At 56.5% G+C, this 17,833-nt stretch carries 15 protein-coding genes; 2 read left to right on the top strand and 13 right to left on the bottom strand.

Annotated features, from left to right (window positions below; all coding sequences use genetic code 11):
* Positions 1–26 precede the first annotated feature (26 nt).
* The 3 genes from IDH41_RS25795 to IDH41_RS25785 form a co-directional block, all read right to left on the bottom strand.
* Entirely contained in the window at positions 27–539 is a 513-nt protein-coding gene (locus IDH41_RS25795; protein ID WP_317890818.1) for a cyclase family protein, read from the bottom strand.
* A gap of 21 nt (positions 540–560) precedes the next feature.
* Positions 561–845 (bottom strand): hypothetical protein, encoded by a 285-nt coding sequence (locus IDH41_RS25790; RefSeq protein WP_190866294.1) that lies wholly within the window; start codon positions 843–845, stop codon positions 561–563.
* A 192-nt stretch (positions 846–1,037) separates the two neighbouring features.
* The gene (locus IDH41_RS25785; protein ID WP_190866293.1) at positions 1,038–1,745 is read right to left on the bottom strand and encodes a DNA alkylation repair protein; all 708 of its coding nucleotides are present in this window, start codon (positions 1,743–1,745) and stop codon (positions 1,038–1,040) included.
* A gap of 220 nt (positions 1,746–1,965) precedes the next feature.
* Here IDH41_RS25785 and IDH41_RS25780 point away from each other — a divergent pair, with 220 nt between their 5' ends.
* Both IDH41_RS25780 and IDH41_RS25775 read left to right on the top strand, forming a co-directional pair.
* Positions 1,966–2,946, top strand: coding sequence for an aldo/keto reductase (locus IDH41_RS25780; protein WP_190866291.1), 981 nt, complete (start codon positions 1,966–1,968; stop codon positions 2,944–2,946).
* A gap of 41 nt (positions 2,947–2,987) precedes the next feature.
* The gene (locus IDH41_RS25775) at positions 2,988–3,383 is read left to right on the top strand and encodes a MerR family transcriptional regulator (RefSeq protein WP_317890817.1); all 396 of its coding nucleotides are present in this window, start codon (positions 2,988–2,990) and stop codon (positions 3,381–3,383) included.
* A gap of 116 nt (positions 3,384–3,499) precedes the next feature.
* Here the strand turns inward: IDH41_RS25775 and IDH41_RS25770 are convergent, their stop codons facing one another.
* From IDH41_RS25770 to IDH41_RS25725, 10 genes are all read right to left on the bottom strand, one after another.
* Positions 3,500–4,447 (bottom strand): NHL repeat-containing protein, encoded by a 948-nt coding sequence (locus IDH41_RS25770; RefSeq protein ID WP_190866324.1) that lies wholly within the window; start codon positions 4,445–4,447, stop codon positions 3,500–3,502.
* A 218-nt stretch (positions 4,448–4,665) separates the two neighbouring features.
* The gene (locus tag IDH41_RS25765; RefSeq protein ID WP_190866289.1) at positions 4,666–7,374 is read right to left on the bottom strand and encodes a hypothetical protein; all 2,709 of its coding nucleotides are present in this window, start codon (positions 7,372–7,374) and stop codon (positions 4,666–4,668) included.
* 29 nt (positions 7,375–7,403) lie between these two features.
* Positions 7,404–8,990, bottom strand: a complete 1,587-nt coding sequence (locus IDH41_RS25760) for an extracellular solute-binding protein (RefSeq protein WP_190866287.1) — start codon at positions 8,988–8,990, stop codon at positions 7,404–7,406.
* Between the two features lie 106 nt (positions 8,991–9,096).
* A complete protein-coding gene (locus IDH41_RS25755; RefSeq protein WP_190866285.1) occupies positions 9,097–9,996 on the bottom strand; it encodes a carbohydrate ABC transporter permease in 900 nt (299 codons plus the stop codon).
* The gene (locus IDH41_RS25750; RefSeq protein WP_190866284.1) at positions 9,990–10,955 is read right to left on the bottom strand and encodes an ABC transporter permease; all 966 of its coding nucleotides are present in this window, start codon (positions 10,953–10,955) and stop codon (positions 9,990–9,992) included. The genes IDH41_RS25755 and IDH41_RS25750 overlap by 7 nt, the downstream gene beginning before the upstream one ends.
* A gap of 204 nt (positions 10,956–11,159) precedes the next feature.
* Positions 11,160–13,457, bottom strand: coding sequence for a helix-turn-helix domain-containing protein (locus IDH41_RS25745; protein ID WP_190866282.1), 2,298 nt, complete (start codon positions 13,455–13,457; stop codon positions 11,160–11,162).
* Between the two features lie 108 nt (positions 13,458–13,565).
* Positions 13,566–14,486, bottom strand: a complete 921-nt coding sequence (locus IDH41_RS25740; RefSeq protein WP_223830067.1) for a nucleoside hydrolase — start codon at positions 14,484–14,486, stop codon at positions 13,566–13,568.
* Between the two features lie 91 nt (positions 14,487–14,577).
* Positions 14,578–15,399, bottom strand: a complete 822-nt coding sequence (locus tag IDH41_RS25735) for a carbohydrate ABC transporter permease (protein WP_190866280.1) — start codon at positions 15,397–15,399, stop codon at positions 14,578–14,580.
* Positions 15,396–16,271, bottom strand: coding sequence for a carbohydrate ABC transporter permease (locus IDH41_RS25730; RefSeq protein WP_190866278.1), 876 nt, complete (start codon positions 16,269–16,271; stop codon positions 15,396–15,398). Before IDH41_RS25730 ends, IDH41_RS25735 begins: the two co-directional genes overlap by 4 nt.
* 37 nt (positions 16,272–16,308) lie before the next feature.
* A complete protein-coding gene (locus IDH41_RS25725) occupies positions 16,309–17,667 on the bottom strand; it encodes an ABC transporter substrate-binding protein (protein WP_190866276.1) in 1,359 nt (452 codons plus the stop codon).
* Positions 17,668–17,833: the final 166 nt, after the last annotated feature.

Here is a 17,833-nt window from a genome sequence, read left to right as displayed (position 1 = left end):
AACAAAAAAACCGTGCTGAGCACGGGTCATATCACCGCGACGGCCCGCACCGGAGATCCGTCGCCGAAAGCGATGCGCAATGGAAATCCGTAAAACATAAAGTCGGCTCCGACGGGAAGACGGTCCAAGCCTTGCAGCCCTGTGTAGGTAACGATTCCGATCCCCAACAAGGCCCGCTCAAGCTCTTCGGACAATTCGCCGCCGACGAACGCCGGCCGTAGCAACGCGAGCCGGTCAAAGCATTCCGTTCCGACGGACTCGGCGAAAAACAGTCCCCTGCCTTCCGGCCAGGTCGGGTCTTCAACCCGTACAACGCGCGATACTCCGAAAAATCTCTCCAACGGCAGCTCGTCGAGCGTCGCGGCACCGGGGTGCATATGCGAAGGCGCGTCCACATGTGTTCCGGTATGAGTACCGATAGAAAGCTGCCGCAGTTCCCAATTGTGACTCTCGTAGGTGTGCGCTACTTTGACTTTTACCTCCGGGTCGCCGGGATAAACCGGCATGCCTTCCGCAATCCGCAGCGATAAATCAATCACTCTCAACTCAGGTGCCTCCTTCTAATATAGGTCATTCATTATCGTTAACTCTGTAGCAGCGCCCGATTCGACAAGTAAGGATGTATACTGGCTTCGTCTAGGGTCGTCACGGTAGTTTTCAAAAGACTGGATAGATGGAAGCCGGATGATATGAAGCTCTTTGAGACGATCATGACTTTGGAGTCTTCTTTCTAATATTCCGCCATGCTCCTTAAGCAAAGGAAGTACGCGGCTCTCGTATTCATTGAATTTTTCAATTCCGGATTCCGGTATTTTTGCCGACATCACATAAAGTTGGTCTTTCATTCATGAATCCCCCCACCACCGCCGATATTATTTCTCAATGTCCTTTCCCCTTTTTAGGACAACACCGTGTGCGAAAGGCGATATAAAGCTCCAGTCGAGCAGCCGTTCCAGCCCCCATTTGCTTCAGCAGCCAGGACCGTCGGAAATTCTGCAGTCTAGATCGAGCATCCGCCTCTTTTTCCGCTATTGCGGTTAACAAATGCAGGTCTTTTTCTTGCTGCCGATTCGGCCCATCGCCTCGATCTTGCCGATATATTCCGTTGCAAGGGGCACTTTGCATGCCGTATTGCCGACATCCACATGCACTTTGCCGACCGCCTCGGCGACTGCCTTCGCTTCCTCCGTTAAAGCCTCAACGTATGCGCCGACCGAAATAACGAAAGTATTCATAACATTGCGGACCCAGTTGCGCTCGCCGTGGATGGTGTCGCGCACTCTTGTCAAATAACTGCGTATCTCTTCCATGTCGAGCGCTTCGTCCGGCGCAACCGATACATAATTGGCATACGTGCTCCATCCGCTTACAGCGACCAATTCCTCCGGCGATTCAATCCACTCCACCGCCAGTTCATGCGCATAGGGACTTTCCGCGGCCACTCTCGCTACCGTATACTCGGCGGGCGAATGCCAATTGGCTCCCGCCGCCCAATGCTGCAGCTGTTCTTTGGTGATCGTCTTCGGATTGATGCTAAGCCCTGCCAGGTACATCGCATCGTAGTTGCCGGATTCATACAGCTGCAGAGCGAGAGCTTGGTCTTTTTTCACATGCTTGACGAGCTTCTTCATGTCCCCGATTTTGACGCCAAAGAACGGCTCTTTCGCACCATGGCGAATATAAGTGCTTTTCGTCTGCTCACTGCCCATGCCAGCCAATGCTTGTATGATTTCTTCATAGGTCATCTATTGTTCACGCTCCTAAACTTTATTTTCTCAGTCTAACACTTTATTTTTCCGTCTAACACTTTATTTTCTTCGGACAGCATAAAAAACGGTTATTATAAACGAGTTAAAGCGGATGCTTTGTCATTTTTCCGAAAAACCGTTGACTTGGAGTTAACTCCAGACGGTAAACTCTTGTGTATGGTAAGATCCAATTGAAGACAAAGGAGCGAATCGGTTCATGAATGTTGTGAAACTCGGAAATACCGGTCTGGACGTGTCCCGGATTTGTTTAGGCTGCATGGGCTTTGGCGACGCGACGCGTTGGACGCATCCGTGGGTGCTAAACGAAGAGCAAACCCGTCCGATCGTGAAGAAAGCACTCGAGCTAGGTATCAACTTCTTCGATACCGCAAACGTATATTCGTCCGGGACGAGCGAAGAATTCGTCGGACGAGCGCTGCGGGATTACGCGAACCGGGATGAAGTGGTCATCGCGACGAAAGTTCATTTCCGGATGCATGAAGGTCCGAACGGAGCCGGGCTATCCCGCAAGGCGATCATGAGCGAAATCGACAAGAGCCTGAAGCGACTGGAAACCGACTACGTGGATTTGTATCAGATCCATCGGTGGGATTATCAGACGCCCATCGAAGAAACGATGGAGGCACTCCACGACGTCGTGAAGGCAGGCAAGGCAAGATATATCGGAGCCTCCGCCATGTTCGCGTGGCAGTTCATGAAGGCGCTGCACGTTACGGAGCGAAATGGATGGACCCGGTTCGTATCGATGCAGAACCACTATAACCTCATCTACCGCGAGGAAGAACGCGAAATGCTGCCGCTCTGCAAAGAAGAAGGTATCGGCGTAATCCCGTACAGTCCTCTCGCGGGGGGAAGACTGACGCGCGATCCGCGGGAATCGACGCATCGATCCGAGACGGATCAAGTTCAAAGATGGAAGTACGATGCGACGGCCGACACCGATCGTTCGATCGTGGAACGCGTCGCGGCCATCGCGGAAAAGCGCGGCGTCCCTCGGGTTCAAGTCGCGCTGGCTTGGTTGCTGCAGAAGCAGCCGGTAACCGCGCCAATCGTCGGCGCTACGAAAATTTCCCACCTTGAGGATGCGGCAGCTGCGTTATCGCTTGCTTTGACGCCGGAAGAGACGGCTTATCTGGAAGAGCCGTATGTTCCCCATCCCGTGGTTGGGCCTCAGTAACGTTGAAGGCTGTACAACTATAATGACTAGAGGTGAACAGCATGTCGATGTCCATCGCGGAAGTCAGCGAGAAGTTCAATCTTACGCAGGATACGCTTCGCTATTATGAACGGATCGGACTTATCCCCCCTGTAAACCGCACAAAAAGCGGGATAAGATCCTACACGGAGGAAGATTGTAAATGGATCGACTTCATCAAGTGCATGCGGCAAAGCGCGGGACTCCCGGTCGAAACGTTGATCGAATACGTGGGACTGTTCCAGCAAGGCGACGCGACCTTGGAAACAAGGAAATCTCTCTTGGTCGAGCAGCGCAGCGTGCTTGCAGTGAAAATCGAAGAGATGACGCAAACGTTGATTCGCCTTGACGATAAAATTGCGCGATACGAACAAACGATTGTGAAAAAAGAAAAAACACTGCGAACACCAACAGAGTAGCGCGTAGAACATGGGTTAAAGACGACGAACCCGCAACTAAAATAAGGAGCAGATGCACATGTGCATTCCGCTCCTTATTTCGTTTGCAAAATCCGAAAGTTCCCTCGTTATCCGAGTTAGGATTGCCGCTGCCGGACAAGCTTCGTAATCCGGCCGTCAAAGATCCACTCGGCGACGTAGACGTTGCCCTGCGAATCCACGCAAACGCCGTGCGGCGAGCTGAACTTGTCCGGGCGGTAATACGACTTCGGCAGGTTAGGCCAGCCCTCCTGCTTATACGCCTGCTGATCCTCGCCCAGATGGGTGATCAGCCGGTCCTCGGCGTCGAGGATCGTCACACGGGAGTCGAGGTCGGGCAGATAGACCTCGTCCCCGAAGAAATAGAAGCTGCACGGCAGATCGAGATCGTGATCGACGAACCGCTTATGCCGTCCGTCCATCGCGAACACCTGAATCCGGTTGTTCCGCCGGTCCGCCACGTACAGTTCCGGCTCGCCGCCGCGCAGGTTGACGGAGATGCCGTGCGGTTCGATCAGCTTGCCGGGCTCGGAGCCGCGTCCTCCCCAGCTGCGTATGTAGATGCCTTGTGCGTCGTATTGGTGCACATAATATTGGCCGTACCCATCGGATACGTAAATATCGCCGTTCGGCGCCACGCACACGTCGGTCGGTACATACCGCCGGTTCTCGTCGTACGCGTCCGGCAGCTCCGGCGTGCCGATATCGAGCAGCACCTCGCCCGTCAATGTCGTCTTCTGCACGCGTCCGCGCTTGATATCGGTCAGGTAGATATATTCCACCCCGTCCGCATCGCGATGCAAATAGAAGCCGTGAGCGCCTTCGCCGTACTCGCCCCAGCCGCTCCGATAATGGCCGTCCTTGTCGAATACGAGCACCGATTCCTCGCCGGTATGGAAAATATACACATTGTCATGCTCGTCCACGCAGATGCCGTGAGTATAACCGAGCGTGCGCCCTGCCGGAAGCTTGAGCCATCCTTCCGCGACCTCATAGCTGTGCGACTTGCTGCCAATGATTTTCGTCGCTGCCGTTTCGTTCACCATTTCAATCCCTCCTCGCAACTTTGCCGATCGGTACTACGATAACCGCTTACAAAGCGGAAAGTCAAGCCGGACTTCCGACGCATAAGCGCATGCCGTCCATCCCTAAGACCCATCGAATTCATGAGCGAGGCCGCTCTGCGCCATCCTCCTAACGAATTGAAACGCGCAAAAAAAATGGGAATGCCCGCTAGCTATCAGACGGCACATTCCCCGAAGCGTCACTTCTCGTACAGCCAATCCAGCGTTTCCGAGCTGCTCGCCCCGGCCAAATCGCGGACGCGCATGATCTGATTCGCCTTAATGACGCCGACAACGACGTAAGCGCCCCGGCCGATTACGACCGTATGGCGTCCCGGCTCATAGGCGAAGGCATGGACGTTCACATTCGGGTAGAAGAACACGCTCATCCCGTTTTTGATAACGGGCGTCAGTCCGCCCCGATCGTCGGCATGCGTGTTCTCCTCCAAATTCGGAACCTTCAGCCACTCCGCGTCCGCGGAATTGAAATAGCCGATCAGCACCCGGGCGGGCTCCATCAGCTCAAGCTCCAGGCTGACGCCTTCCTTGACCGCTTCCTCCCGGCTGAACCGGATGCCGGTCAGGCCGGCAAGCTCCTCCGCCACTTGCGAAGCGAGGATTTCCCCGTCCGTGAACAGCTTGGCCTGATTCCGGACCTCGTACAATTCCGCATTCCGCGAGAGAAGCTTGAAGGCGGCCTGCTCGTAAGGAACGAGCTCCCGTTCCGACTTCATCGCCTTCCGCGGCAGCTTTCCCTTCATTAATTGCGACACATGCGCGGAGAAGTTCGCATACTCCTCTTCGTAATGCGGAAGGCAAGCCTGCCAGTGCGCGTACTTCTCGCCATCCGGAAACGGGACTCTGCGCTGCGGGGTTTGCATGCTGTTCGCATACAGATACGTCCGCTCCGTCAACGCAGCCAGCTCGCGGTAATGGTCGAGGCTCTTCCGGAAATCGGGCAGCGCCTCCTCAAGCAGCTCCGCGTTCGTCAAATAATCGCTCCCCGATCGCCGTTTGTAGGCGAGAATCCGGATCGCCGCGCGAACCTTATGCGTATACGAGCGGGTCATCAGCGCGATCGCCGACACATCGGAGGCGATCCTCTCGAATTCCTCCCGTCCGCGCGTGACGAAGGGCCGTGCCCGCTCGACCGCCCGCTCGGCCTTATCCGCATGATCATCGACGTTATCCGCAATATCGACCGGCGTCTCTCCGATATGCGTCTCCCCGCGAAGCTCCCGCTCGACGTACAGGTCGAGCCGCTCCCCTTGCGGAGCTTGCGATTCCCAAAGCTCCTTCCAGGGCCGATACCGCTCCGGATTCGTCAGCTGGCTCATCGTCATGCCGAGGCTCATCGTCTGGCGATTCCCTTCCGTAATGCCGAATCGGCGCAGCAGCTTGGGCGCGCATTCGCCCGAAGCTTCATAAGCGTCCAGAATCGCTTCCCCCGCTTCGCGGCTGCCGTAACGGCCGGCCAGCTCGCCGATCCAATATTCTCGCTCCAGCTTCGGGTCCAGATCCGGGTTCCACGCGTAGCGGAACCACGCCGCGAACCAGAGCCAGTCCCTCTCCATCTGCAGCAGCCGGGGCGTTGTTCGATCCGGCGAATACGGCCAATCCCAGTAGAACAGCGGATAGAGGTGAAGCCCGTTCGTACCGAGCCGGTATTTGGCCGCCTGTATGCATTTCTGGATAAACGAAGGGGCGCCGTACCGGAAAGGCTCCAAATTGGCCAGAATGTGCACGTTGAACAGGTGGATCGAGCCGAGCGAGCCAAGATGCCGGTGCGTCTCCTGCCAATTTCCCCGGGGCGTGAAGGTCGTAAGCGATTCGCCGTTGAATTTGGCTTCGGTGAACAGGTTCGCATAATTCGGAAGCGCCGCTTCCATCACCTTCTCCGAAGGGATCGCGTGCGCCCGCACGATAATCGGCGGCAGCTCCTTCCGGTCAAGCTCCTTCAGCCCCTCCTTCACGCCCGCCAGAATCGTATCGTTGAACCATTCCGCTCCGTACAGCGCTCCCTGAAGCGCTTCGCCGAGGCATACCATCAGCCCTACATTGGGGTAGCTGCGGATGAACGCGGAAATCGCCTTTCGATGATAATCGCTCGTGATCGGCAGCGGCTGCGGCTGATGCAAATCCAGCCCGTGCTTCTCGGCGAAAGGCAGCGGGATATGGATATTATAAAATTTAACCACCAGCCAGATGCCCCGGCAGTCGCATTGCTCCGCCAGCCAGCGGAATAGGTCCGCATTGCGGGCAAACTCCTCTTCCGTCACCTCGAGCGCTTCCGGGTACTCCTCCAGCTTGACGAGGGAAGAGAACGGATGCCCCGTCCAAATATAAATCACGTTGCAGCGCTGCTCGAGCAGCCTGTCAAGAAAGGCGAGCCATAACGATTGATCGTAAAACCACGGAAACCGGTCCGGCGTTATCGGATATTCGTACGTTCTTCTCGGCGGCTCCACCTTCGTTTTCTGAAGCGGCACGACCGGCCCCCTCAGCTTCATCGCCGGCGCGTCGCCGAAAGCCAGCTCTCCCGGCAGCTCACCTCGGTCCTGCGCCAACGCGGCAAGCTCCTGGCAGCCGTACAAAGTCCCGGTGTCTCCTCCGCCTGCAACGACGAACAGCTGCCCGGGCAATTTCGCCAAATAGAAGCCCTCGCCTTCGGGCGCTTCGCTATGGTAGAGGAGCACGTCGTGCTCCTCCAATTCCCGGATAAAGGAGCAGCCGCGGCGGTCGCCGACCGCGATCTTGATCCCGTCCAGCTTACGGTAGCCGGCCAGCGTGAGAGGCCCGGCTTCTTGAACGGAGAAGCCCAGCCCCAGCAGCGAACGCCTCAGCAATTCCGCTCCGAAACGTACGCGCGGGCCTGCTTCCTCCGGAACGGACAAGTGAATGGTAGTCATGTCGGATGCCCCTTTGTCGCCATATTCAGCTACTCGGCCAAATAGTTCTCGAAGATAGCCTGCACCTCGCCGAGGCCGACCTTCTCCAAATCGTGCAAATATCCGTTCCAAACCTCGTCGCTGCCGATATCGAGCATGCCCATGACGGCTTTCGTGGCAAACTGCAGCGCGACGTCCTCCAGGGCGCTCACCGTCGTGCCCACCGTCTCCAGCTCCTCCTCGGTAAGAGGCGCGTTCTTCGGTATGACATTAAAATTGGCGGCGAATTCGGTCATCGCTTCCTGCTTCTTCAAGTACCCGGCGTCGGATTTCAGGAATTCGCCGCTTTGGCTCAGCCACCAGTCGAAGCCGTACTGCTCCGCCACCTTCTGACGGTCGAGTCCGTCCTTGTATTTCAGCGTGCCGTTCTCGTTCGCGTAAGTGACGTTCTCCAGACCCGCCTGATGGAACAGCTGGCCTTCCGGCGTGGCGCCCCATTCGACGTATTCGAGCAAGCGGTCCAGCTTCTCCGGCTCGTCGGCCAGCTTGCTGCTGAATACGGGTCCGAACAGCGAGAAGTTGGTCGGCTTGAATTCGAGCGCGGGCTCTGCCGACGCGCTCGGAAGGGTGCGCGCATACTCCCATTGTCCTCCGGGAATATCCGTCAAGGCGTAACCCGGATCGACCGTATGGCTTGCGTATTGGAAATCCATCAGCACCTTGCCGGTCAACCGCTTCGCCTTCCACTGATCCTGCGTCAGCGTCGCGAATTCCTTCTCGATCAGCCCTTCCTTGTACAGCTTGGCTATAAAGGCCAGCATCTCGCGATGCTTCGGCGATGCCAGGTTCCAGACGACCTTGCCGCCTTCGTCCGGGTCGTTCCAGAAGCCCCGCGTGTTGCTGTTCTGCGGGTTGCGGAACGCCTGACGGAATCCGTTCATCATGTTTTTGACGCCGTTGTTGTCCGTGCCGCCGCGCACGCCGATCGGCACCGAATCGGGATAGGCGGCTTTCAGCGTCTTCGCCGCGCTGTACAGCTCATCCATTGTGGCCGGGAACGCGGAGATGCCGGCTTTGTCGAAGGCGTCCTTCCGGTAAATCCAGGTCATCGGGTCGCTGCTCGCCACGCTTGGCAGCATATACAGCTTGCCGTTGCTGCTGCCGAAGGAAAGCAGAAGCTCCCAGTCTTCGTCCGTAAACAGCTTGCGGTAGCCCGGAAGCTTGTCGATGTAATCGCCGATCGGCAGCAAATAACCGGATGACGCCCATTTGGCGACGCTGGTCGGACTGTTCATGTTCGGGATAAAATCGGGATAATCGCCGGATGCGAACATCACATTGTATTTTTCAATGCCGGCCGAAAGCGGAATGGATTCGAAATCCCACTTCATGTTGAACCGCTTCTCGACCTCTTTGATATAATCGTTCGGGATATCGTTCGGCGGATATTTCGGCATGCTCGCTACCGATATCTTCAATGCGGCGTCTTCTTCGCCCGCTGCGCTAGTTGCCGCCGGCTCCGACCCCGGATCCTTCTCGTTCCCGCTCCCGTTATTTGCCTGGCTGCACCCCGCCGCAATAGACGCGATTGCCATAATCAGCGCGAGCAGCGTAACGCTCCAATTTCGTTTTCCCATGTTCAATCGTCCCCCTCATCATGGATTCAAGGCCGTACTTCCTCTTTCCCGAACCGGGCAAGCCTGACCGGATGTAACGTCTGAACTTCACCTCCTTCAATACATGTCAGCCCTTCAGCGAGCCGATCATAATGCCTTTGACGAAATACTTCTGTATAAAAGGATAAATGACGAGCATCGGGACGATGGAGACGACCAGCGTCGCGTATTGGACGCTTTCCGGCGTGAGCTCGGCGCTCATGTCCTCCGCCAGGGCCGCGTTGCCTTGCGAGGCCAGCTGCTCGGCCAACGTGCTCTGCAGCACGATTTCCCGCAATATCAGCTGCAGCGGATAATGGTCGTAGCTCCGCATGTATAACATCGCCGAGAAGTAAGAGTTCCAGTGGGATACGCCGTAGAACAAGGCGATCGTAACGACGCCGGCCATCGACAGCGGCAGCACGATGCGGATTAACGTTTGCAGCTCGCCGCAGCCGTCCAGCTTGGAGGCTTCCTCGAGCTCCTGCGGGAAATTTTTGAAAAAGGAAAGCATAATGATGAGCCACCAGGAGCTGATCAGAACGGGGACGGTTAAGGCCCAAACCGAATCCATCATGCCCAGCGATTTGATCAGCAGAAACTGGGGCACGATGCCCCCGGTGAAAAACATCGGCAAAACCGAGAGCATCAGGAAAAACGGCCGGAACAGCAAATCCTTCTTGGAAAGCGCGTAAGCGGTAATCGTCGTAAACAGCACGTTTAATGCGGTGCCGGTAACCGTAATGACGACGGAGTTCAGAAACGAACGGGGAATGTGGGCATTTTCGAACAGAATCGTGAAATAAGCGTCAAGGTTGAAGTCCGCCGGCAACAGGCCGACCCTTCCCCTCATAATTTCGTCCGGATGGCTGAAAGAGATCGAAACGACATGCAAGAGCGGCAGCAAAGTGATCAGCACGACGAAAACCATGACGGCATGCACGATGAAATCCAGCATTCTCGAACCGAAGGAGGTGTCTTTTACCATAAGCTCTCATCCGCCGCCTTTCGTGCCAGGTAGTTTGCCGTCACTAGGAAGATGACGTTAACGAGCGCGTTGAACAGATCGACAGCCGCGCCGAAGCTGAAGTCGAGCTCGACCAGGCCTCTCCGGTAAACGAAGGTCGAGAACACGTCCGCCGTCTCGTAGGTTAACGAATTGTACATGAGGATGATCTTCTCCGAGCCAACGCTTAGCACGCCCGACATATTGAGTATGAGGGTGATGACGACGACCGGCTTGATTGCCGGCAGCGTAATATGCCACATTTGGCGAAGCCGGGATGCGCCGTCGATGACGGCCGATTCATACTGCTCGGCATCCACCTTCGACAGCGCCGCCAAATAAATGACGGCCCCCATGCCCATCGACGTCCAGATGCCCGAGCTGACGAATAGGAAGCGGAACCAGCTTGCGTCGGCGAAAAAATAGATCGGCTCCAAGCCTAGCCTGGTCAGAAGGAGGTTAACGACGCCGGTGCTTGGGGACAACACCATTTTCATCATCCCGATCACGGCCACGACGGACAAAAAGTAAGGCAAATAGCTGATCGTTTGGACAAAGCTTTTGTAATACTTCTTTCGTATTTCGTTCAGCAGCAAGGCAAACAGGATCGGAACCGGGAAGCCGAACAGCAGCGAGTACAGGCCGAGCAAAAAGGTGTTCCTCAGCAGCGTCGCAAAGTACGGGCCGTTGATAAAGGACTTAAAATGATCCAAGCCGTAAGCGCCGGCCATCGGAGCATGCAGCACCGAAGCCAGAAAGCCTTGGCCTTCCTGCATGCGGAAATCTTTGAATGCGATTAGGATGCCATAGACCGGAACGTAATGGAATACAAGAAAGTAAGCGATTGCAGGAACGAGAAGCAGCAGCAGCACCTTTTGTTTTTTGGCTTTCCGCCGTATTCCCGCGATTGTTCCGGCACGTCCGGCCGCCGCGTCCCTCATAGGCGAACCTCCCTCGGCGAAATCTCGATCGGCGCCTGCCGCTTGGCCGACGATGCCGGACCGTTCAAGAATGGCAGCGCTCTCGCAACAACGATACAACGGCTCGCCGGACCTGGTAAAGGAACAGTTCTTCGCAAGCACACCTTCCTTTCGGAAGCGCGAAATCCGTTGATCGACAACGGTTTTTCGGGCGAAGCACGCCTTTTATTCGGAGCACGCCATTCTTTCGTTCCGGTAGGAGGTGGGTTGAATCCCGAGCGCTCGCTTGAAAGCTCGGCGGAACGATTTATCGCTGTTGTAGCCGACCCGCAGCGCGATGTCCCCGATCGGCAGCTCCGTTTCCTTCAGCAGCCGGCAGGCTTCGTCGAGCCGCAGCCGTTCCAGGTATTCGGAGAAGGTCATGCCGAGCCGCTCCTTCAGAAAGGTGGAGACGAAGCTCTCCGACTGCTTGTAATCGTCTGCAAGCATGCTGAGGCTGAGGCTGCTGTCGGCGTAATTTGCCGCTATATAAGCCTTCATGCTCTCGAGCATTTCCTGATACTTCGATGTTTTCTGCCGTCCGATCCGGTCGCATATGGCGATTAATTGCCGCACGATGTCCGAGTAGCCGTACTCCTCCCCGTCCGTCTCCGGCCCGCTCGGCCATTCCGACCGCGGCCCGGCGTCCACAGGCAAATATTCGATCAGGCCGCCGATTTTTTGAAGCGTGCCCCGCATTTCCGCGATCAGCTGCTTTCTGCGCCATGGGCTAAGCTGCCGGATTTGGCTGTTTTGCGTTTCGATATGCTCCAGCAGACGGCTTAGCTCCTCGCCGTCCCCGGTCCTTACCGCGTGCATCAGCTTCAGCTCCAGGTCCGGCGGGTAATAATAGTGGCTGGAATGCCGGCTGATGCAGTCATACCTTGCCAGCCGCTGGGAGACGTCCGGATCCTCATGCTCAAGCGCTTGCTCCGCCTCGTTATAAGAACGCCACACGTCCAGCAGCCTGCCGTATACCCGTCCGACGCCGATCGAGGTCATCAAGGAGTAACCGTCAAGAAACCTCGCTTGCAGCAGCCGAAGCTTCCCGATCCGTTCATTGAAACGCTCCTCCGCGTCTCCGCGGAAGGAGAGGACGACCGCCAGCTTCTCGCCTTTCAAATCGTGGACGAAGCAGCCCTCACCCAGCTCTTGCAGCAGCACACGATTCATTTCCGCTTTGTTCGCCGTCAGCTCTTCCTCCGGCATATACCCGGCATGATGAATCCGGATAACGGCAGCCGCCGCGTTATCCTCGATAAGGTCGATTCCCGCCTGATCCAGATGGTCGCGCATATCGCTTTCACGGTTGAACCCGCTCTTCAGCATCCGCTCGAGGAAGGCGGATTGCAGGAGCGGAAGCTGCCGCTTCATGGTCACGCTCATGCTTTTATTGTTCGTTATAATTTCATGCACGGCCGTATGAATGATCTCCATCGCGGACGACCGCTTGCCCGTCTCCCCCGCGGCAAATTCTTTGATCGAATCGAGCAGCTCCGCGATCGGCTTGCTGTTCCTGTACGCCAGCAACAACGCGATCACGCAACCGGCGACCAGCGCGGCCAGGGCAATCGTCCAATTGATCCGTTTAATATATTGCGCCTTGGCAAATACGCTGTCTGCCGGTATCCCGGCTACGTAGATCCAACCGCTGCCAGGCGACCGCACCGAGCTGATGAACGTTTCCGTTCCGTCGATGCGGACGAACGAAGAAGCTTGAGGGTCCGTGTTTACGGGCTCTACCCGCTTCCCGCCCGCCGATGCGGATACGATCATCTCCGCCTTCTCGTTCAAAATATAGGCGAACGATCCGTTATCGGCCAGCAGCCGGTGAAATAATCGGACGATCGAGCTCTCCTTGATCAGAATGACGACGGCGCCGTCGGCCCGCATGTTCGTGCCTGCGGGCAACGGGCTGACATAAGCGACGTAATCCTCCGTCGTTCTGCCGTTATTCACGCGCTCGAGCGGCAAATACCGGTTCAGCCGCTCGCCGGACAGAACGTCCTCCAGCCACCGGCCGAACGGAACGCCGCCGATCGTCAGCGGATGCGCTTCGAGCCGATCGATTCGGTCGGCCGATAGAATGGCTCCGCTTCTCTCCAGATAAACGAACAAATCGGAGATGAGCTGGTTCGTCGACAGCATGTTCAATTCGTTCTTCTGCAGCTGGGAGAACTGGTACACCGCTTCCGGCGGCCACGAGGCATCGGCGGTAATCATCGCATGCAGCAGCTCCGAATCGAGCGACAGCAGCGAGACGATGTCGCGGATTTCCGTCAGCAGCCGATGAAGCGCCTCTTCGCTCTGCTCCAGCACGGCCAGGTTCAGCTCAGCCGCGTCGCCCTGCACCACTTGAACGGTCCGGTAATACGCGTGCGTGCCTACAAGCAGCGGGATCAGCAGTATGAGAACATAGGACAATAGAAATTTGCCGAACAGCTTCCGTTTCCCGTTTAATCCGAACGTCCATTTCCGTTTCATCGGTCATCCCCCCTTCCGTGCCGCTAACCGCTATATTCGTACGCAAACGCAAACGGCCGACGCCTCCTTCCGGCGGCATCAGCCTCTTGTCGCACCTACGTTTATGATCTAATTCGTTCCGCATCCATCTTCCCGATTGAACAATTCGAGCTTCGCGTACATGTCCTCGAGCGTAAATCTGGCGTCGACGGAACGATAAACCCTGATTTTCCTCGCCGCCGGAGGTCCCGGCGCGTAGAGCAGCTCATCCGTTATATGCGGAGGATCGGTCAGGTCGAATTCAAACTCGTGATCGTCGAGCAGCAGCGATACGGCAGGCGAGTCGCCCAGCTGCCACGTTTCGCCCTTCGGCCACCTCGGCCCGTGAGTCGGCAGCCTATTGAATGCGACCAACTGGTCGTACAAATACCGGCCGATATCGCCGTGCGGACGCACCCTTACCGCGAGCTCCGCCAAGCTTACGCGCACCATCTTGTAGACGTTTCTGGGCACCTGCCATAACGGAATCGGGGATCGGAATACGACGTTTGCCGCTTTGACGTCGTTTCTCAGATTAAATTCCTCGCCGCCTTCCGGATACGCGCCGCCGCCGATCCATACCGCGGTCAGCCTGTCCGCGATTCGCGGCTCCTGCAAGTACGCGCATGCCAGATCCGTCAATGGCCCGAGGAAAATAACGAACAGCGGCGCGGGATCGTCCTTCAGCGCCTCGCGAACGATCAGCTCGGAGCCAGCGGACGGAACGGGCGTCTCTTCATCCGCGAGAGCCGACGGCGCCCCCCGGTATACGCCCGCCTGCCCTTCCAGCTTCATGATGCGCAGCACGTTTGCGATCTCCTCGAAGGAGTCCTCCATCGACGTCGCGCTGCGTCCCGTGCCGAAGTGCGCGGCGATGAAGCCCGCGATACGGAACTGAGGCGTAAGCAGCGCATGGGCGATCGCGAACTGGTCGTCCGCTTCGTTCTTCGCATCCGTGTTGACGATAAGGCGGATTTTCTTCGCTTCGGGAACTTCATAAGGCATCTTCATGCTTAACCTCCCTGTGGCATTCGTTCTTCTATCTTCGTAAGCTAATAGCGTTTGCCTGCCTCGTCCCGCCGCCGGATCGGCTGCGGCTCAGCTAGCCTTTGACCGAGCCCGACGTCATGCCCGAGATGATGTACCGCTGTCCGAGCAAATAGATGACGATGACCGGCAGCGTCGTCAGCACGATATCGGCCGACACCAGGTTCCAGTTCACCTGGAATCTTCCGAAGAAATTGTACACGGCAAGCGTCATCGGCCATTTCGCCGTATCGTTCAAGTAGTAGAGCGGCAGGATAAAGTCATTCCAAGCGCCCATGAAATTCAAGATGCCGACCGTCACGACAACCGGCGTCAGCAGCGGCAAAATGATGCTGCAGAACAGCCTGAACGGCGCGCATCCGTCCATGATCCCGGCTTCGTCCAGTTCCCTCGGCACGGAGCCGACGAAGCCGTAGATGAGAAAGACGCTGAACGGGATCGACATGACGGCCAGCAGAACGATGATGCCGAGCTGCGTATTGATAAGCTGCGTCGCCTGCATCACTTTGGTCAACGTAACGAAGTTGATCGGCATGGCGATGCCCATAATAATGAAGAAATAGAGGAACCGGTTGAGCTTCGTCGCGTTTCTGGCAAAAATATAAGCGGCTATCGAGGCCAGCGCGATGCCGAGCACGGTCGATGCCGTCGTATAGAACAAGCTGTTGACAAACGACTGCACCAGCTTGCCTTCCTCGATAACCGTAGTATAGTTGCTCCAGTGCAGCGTCTTCGGCAGACTCATGCTCATCGCGTTCGCCCCGACGCGGTCCTTGAAGGAATTGACCAGGATGAGCAGGAGCGGCACGAACATGACAATGCTTAGCACCCAGGCAAAGCCATTTCGCAGCGCGCGCTGCAAAACCTTTCGTTTCATTGCTCATGCGCCCCTTCCCTGGCCATTAACCGGATAATAAAGTAGCCGACAACCGTCATGAACAGGAACAGCAGCGAGGACAGCGCGGTTCCCACCCCGTAACGCCCCATCGAGAACTCTTTGAAAATAGCGGTGTAAAGCACGTCCGTCGCATAGCCCGGACCCCCGTTCGTGAGCACGTAGACGACCTCGAACACCTTCAGGCCGTGCAGCATGTTCAGCACCGTCGTTACGACCAGCGCCGGCATAAGCAGCGGAACGGTAATGTATTTCAATTTGTGCCAGGCGCTGGCCCCGTCGATTGCCGCCGCTTCGTAATAGGTTCGGGAGATGGATTGCAGGCCCGCAAGCAGGATGATCATAATGTAGCCGACGCCCTTCCACGTATCGACGGCGATGATGGACTTGAACGCCCAGTTTACGTCCACCAGCCATTTTTGCGCCAATGCACCCAGCCCGATGAACCGCAGCGATTCGTTGAGCAGGCCGGTAGCCGGATTTAAGATCGATTTGAACATCAGCCCCACGACGAGCATCGGCACGATCGACGGCATGAAGAGCATGACCCGGTGAAACCCTTTCATGCGGATGCCTTCGTTCAGGGCGAGCGCGAATGCGAGGCCCAGCACCGTCTTCAGGATAACGGTCGATATCGTGAAATTGACCGTATTGGCGATGAAGCCGACGTAATGCTCGTCGGCCGAGAACAGCACCTTGAAGTTGTCGAGCCCGATAAAGGCGATCTCGTCCGAATAGCTGTTCCAGTCGGTGAACGAGTAGTAGAAGCCCATCAGGCTCGGCAGGATAAAGAAGACCGAATAAAAGACGAGCGTGCCCCACGTAAAATACGAAGGATAGAGTTTATTCCTCATGCCGCATGCATCCCCACTCCTTTGTTTCTCCGCCGGATTACTCGGCCCAGGCCGGATCCTTTGCCACTTTGGCCATGTCCGCCCTGCGTTTGTCGATGTTGGCCAAAATATCGGCAGGCTCCATCGAGCCCGCGAACATCGCGGCGATGTCCTTGCCCATATCCATCCACTGCGGATTGACGTAGTTCACGATATTTTGAATATCCGTCCCTTTCTTCGGATAGGACGCGAACAGCTCCTTCTGCGCGTCGCTGTATTTGTCTTTCAGGCCCGGAAAGTTCAGGTTGGTGAAGGACGGCGTGTTGTCGATCAGATACTGCAAATTTTCCGGCTGCGCCAGGAAGGCCAAATACTGCTTCGCCGCTTCGATATGCTTGCCTTTCGAATAGACGAATTTGCTCGGTCCGCCCGGGTTGACGTAGTAGAATTGATTGTCGGCAAGGGGGATGACGAAGAAGCCGAAGTCCTCTTCCTTCATCTCGGGATTTGCCTTCACGATATCGCCGACGACGCTTTGGGCGGAAAGCGACATCGCGTATTCGCCGCCGGCCAGCTTGTTGCCCGTATCGGCGCCCGTATCCGAGAAGGTGTTGTCGCCGAAAAATCCGAGATCGTACATTTCTTTCATTTGGGTGAGCGCGGTCAGCATCGAAGGATCGTCCGCGAATTTCTTTCGGTTCGCGTTCAGATCGTCGTACAGCCCCGGCGTCAATTCGTCGTACCTCGGGCCGGGCTCGGCAAACCATAACACATGATGCCAGCCGTCCGCGATCGGCTCGTAGATCGGCGTAATGCCCGATTCTTTGATTTTCAAGGAGGCTTGCTTCAGCTCCTCGTACGTCTTCGGCACGGTCAGGCCGAGCTTCTCGAAAATTTTCTTGTTGTACACCATCACGAAGCTGTTGCCCGTATCCCATATCGTTAGCGCGTATACTTTGCCGTCCAAGGACAGCTGCTCCAGGGAAAGCGGGTCTTCCCGCTTCGTCCATTCCTGGTCGCTCAGGTCGACGGCGTTTTCCGTGACGTTGTAGTTCAGGCTGATTTCGCTCTTGCCGCTTTGGCCGCCGAAGATGTCCGGGCCTTCCTTCGCGTTCAGCTTTGTTTTCAGCACGTTGAAATATTGGTCGGCGGGAATGATCTGGTAATCGATCTTGATGCCCGTCTGCTCCTCGAATTTTTTGGCGAGCTCCATCTCGGCGTCGAAGATCCAGCCTTGGCTTGCGAGATACGTTAGCGTAATGTTTTGTTTGGCGGTCGGTTCCCCGGCGCCCCCTCCGCTAGCCGCGTTCGCGGCATTCGTCGGCGTTCCGTTATCGTCCTTGCTGCCGGCGCCGTTCCCGCTGCAGCCCGCAAGCACGACGACTAGCAGAAGCAACATCCAAAACCGTCTTCTCATAACATCGCTCCTCTTCATCCTTCGATTGAATCCGCTTTCACGTGTCCTCATTATAAGAGCCCGAGCGTCGATCTTCCATGGAGAAAACGGATACGTTTTTTGTCTTTATTTTACCGAATGCGCTTTCAAAAAGCTTTTGACAAATCGCCCCCATGGACGGACAATA

The sequence above is a fragment of the Paenibacillus arenilitoris genome (genome assembly GCF_014705655.1).
Classification (GTDB): domain Bacteria; phylum Bacillota; class Bacilli; order Paenibacillales; family Paenibacillaceae; genus Pristimantibacillus; species Pristimantibacillus arenilitoris.
This window is presented reverse-complemented; position numbering and strand designations above follow the sequence as displayed.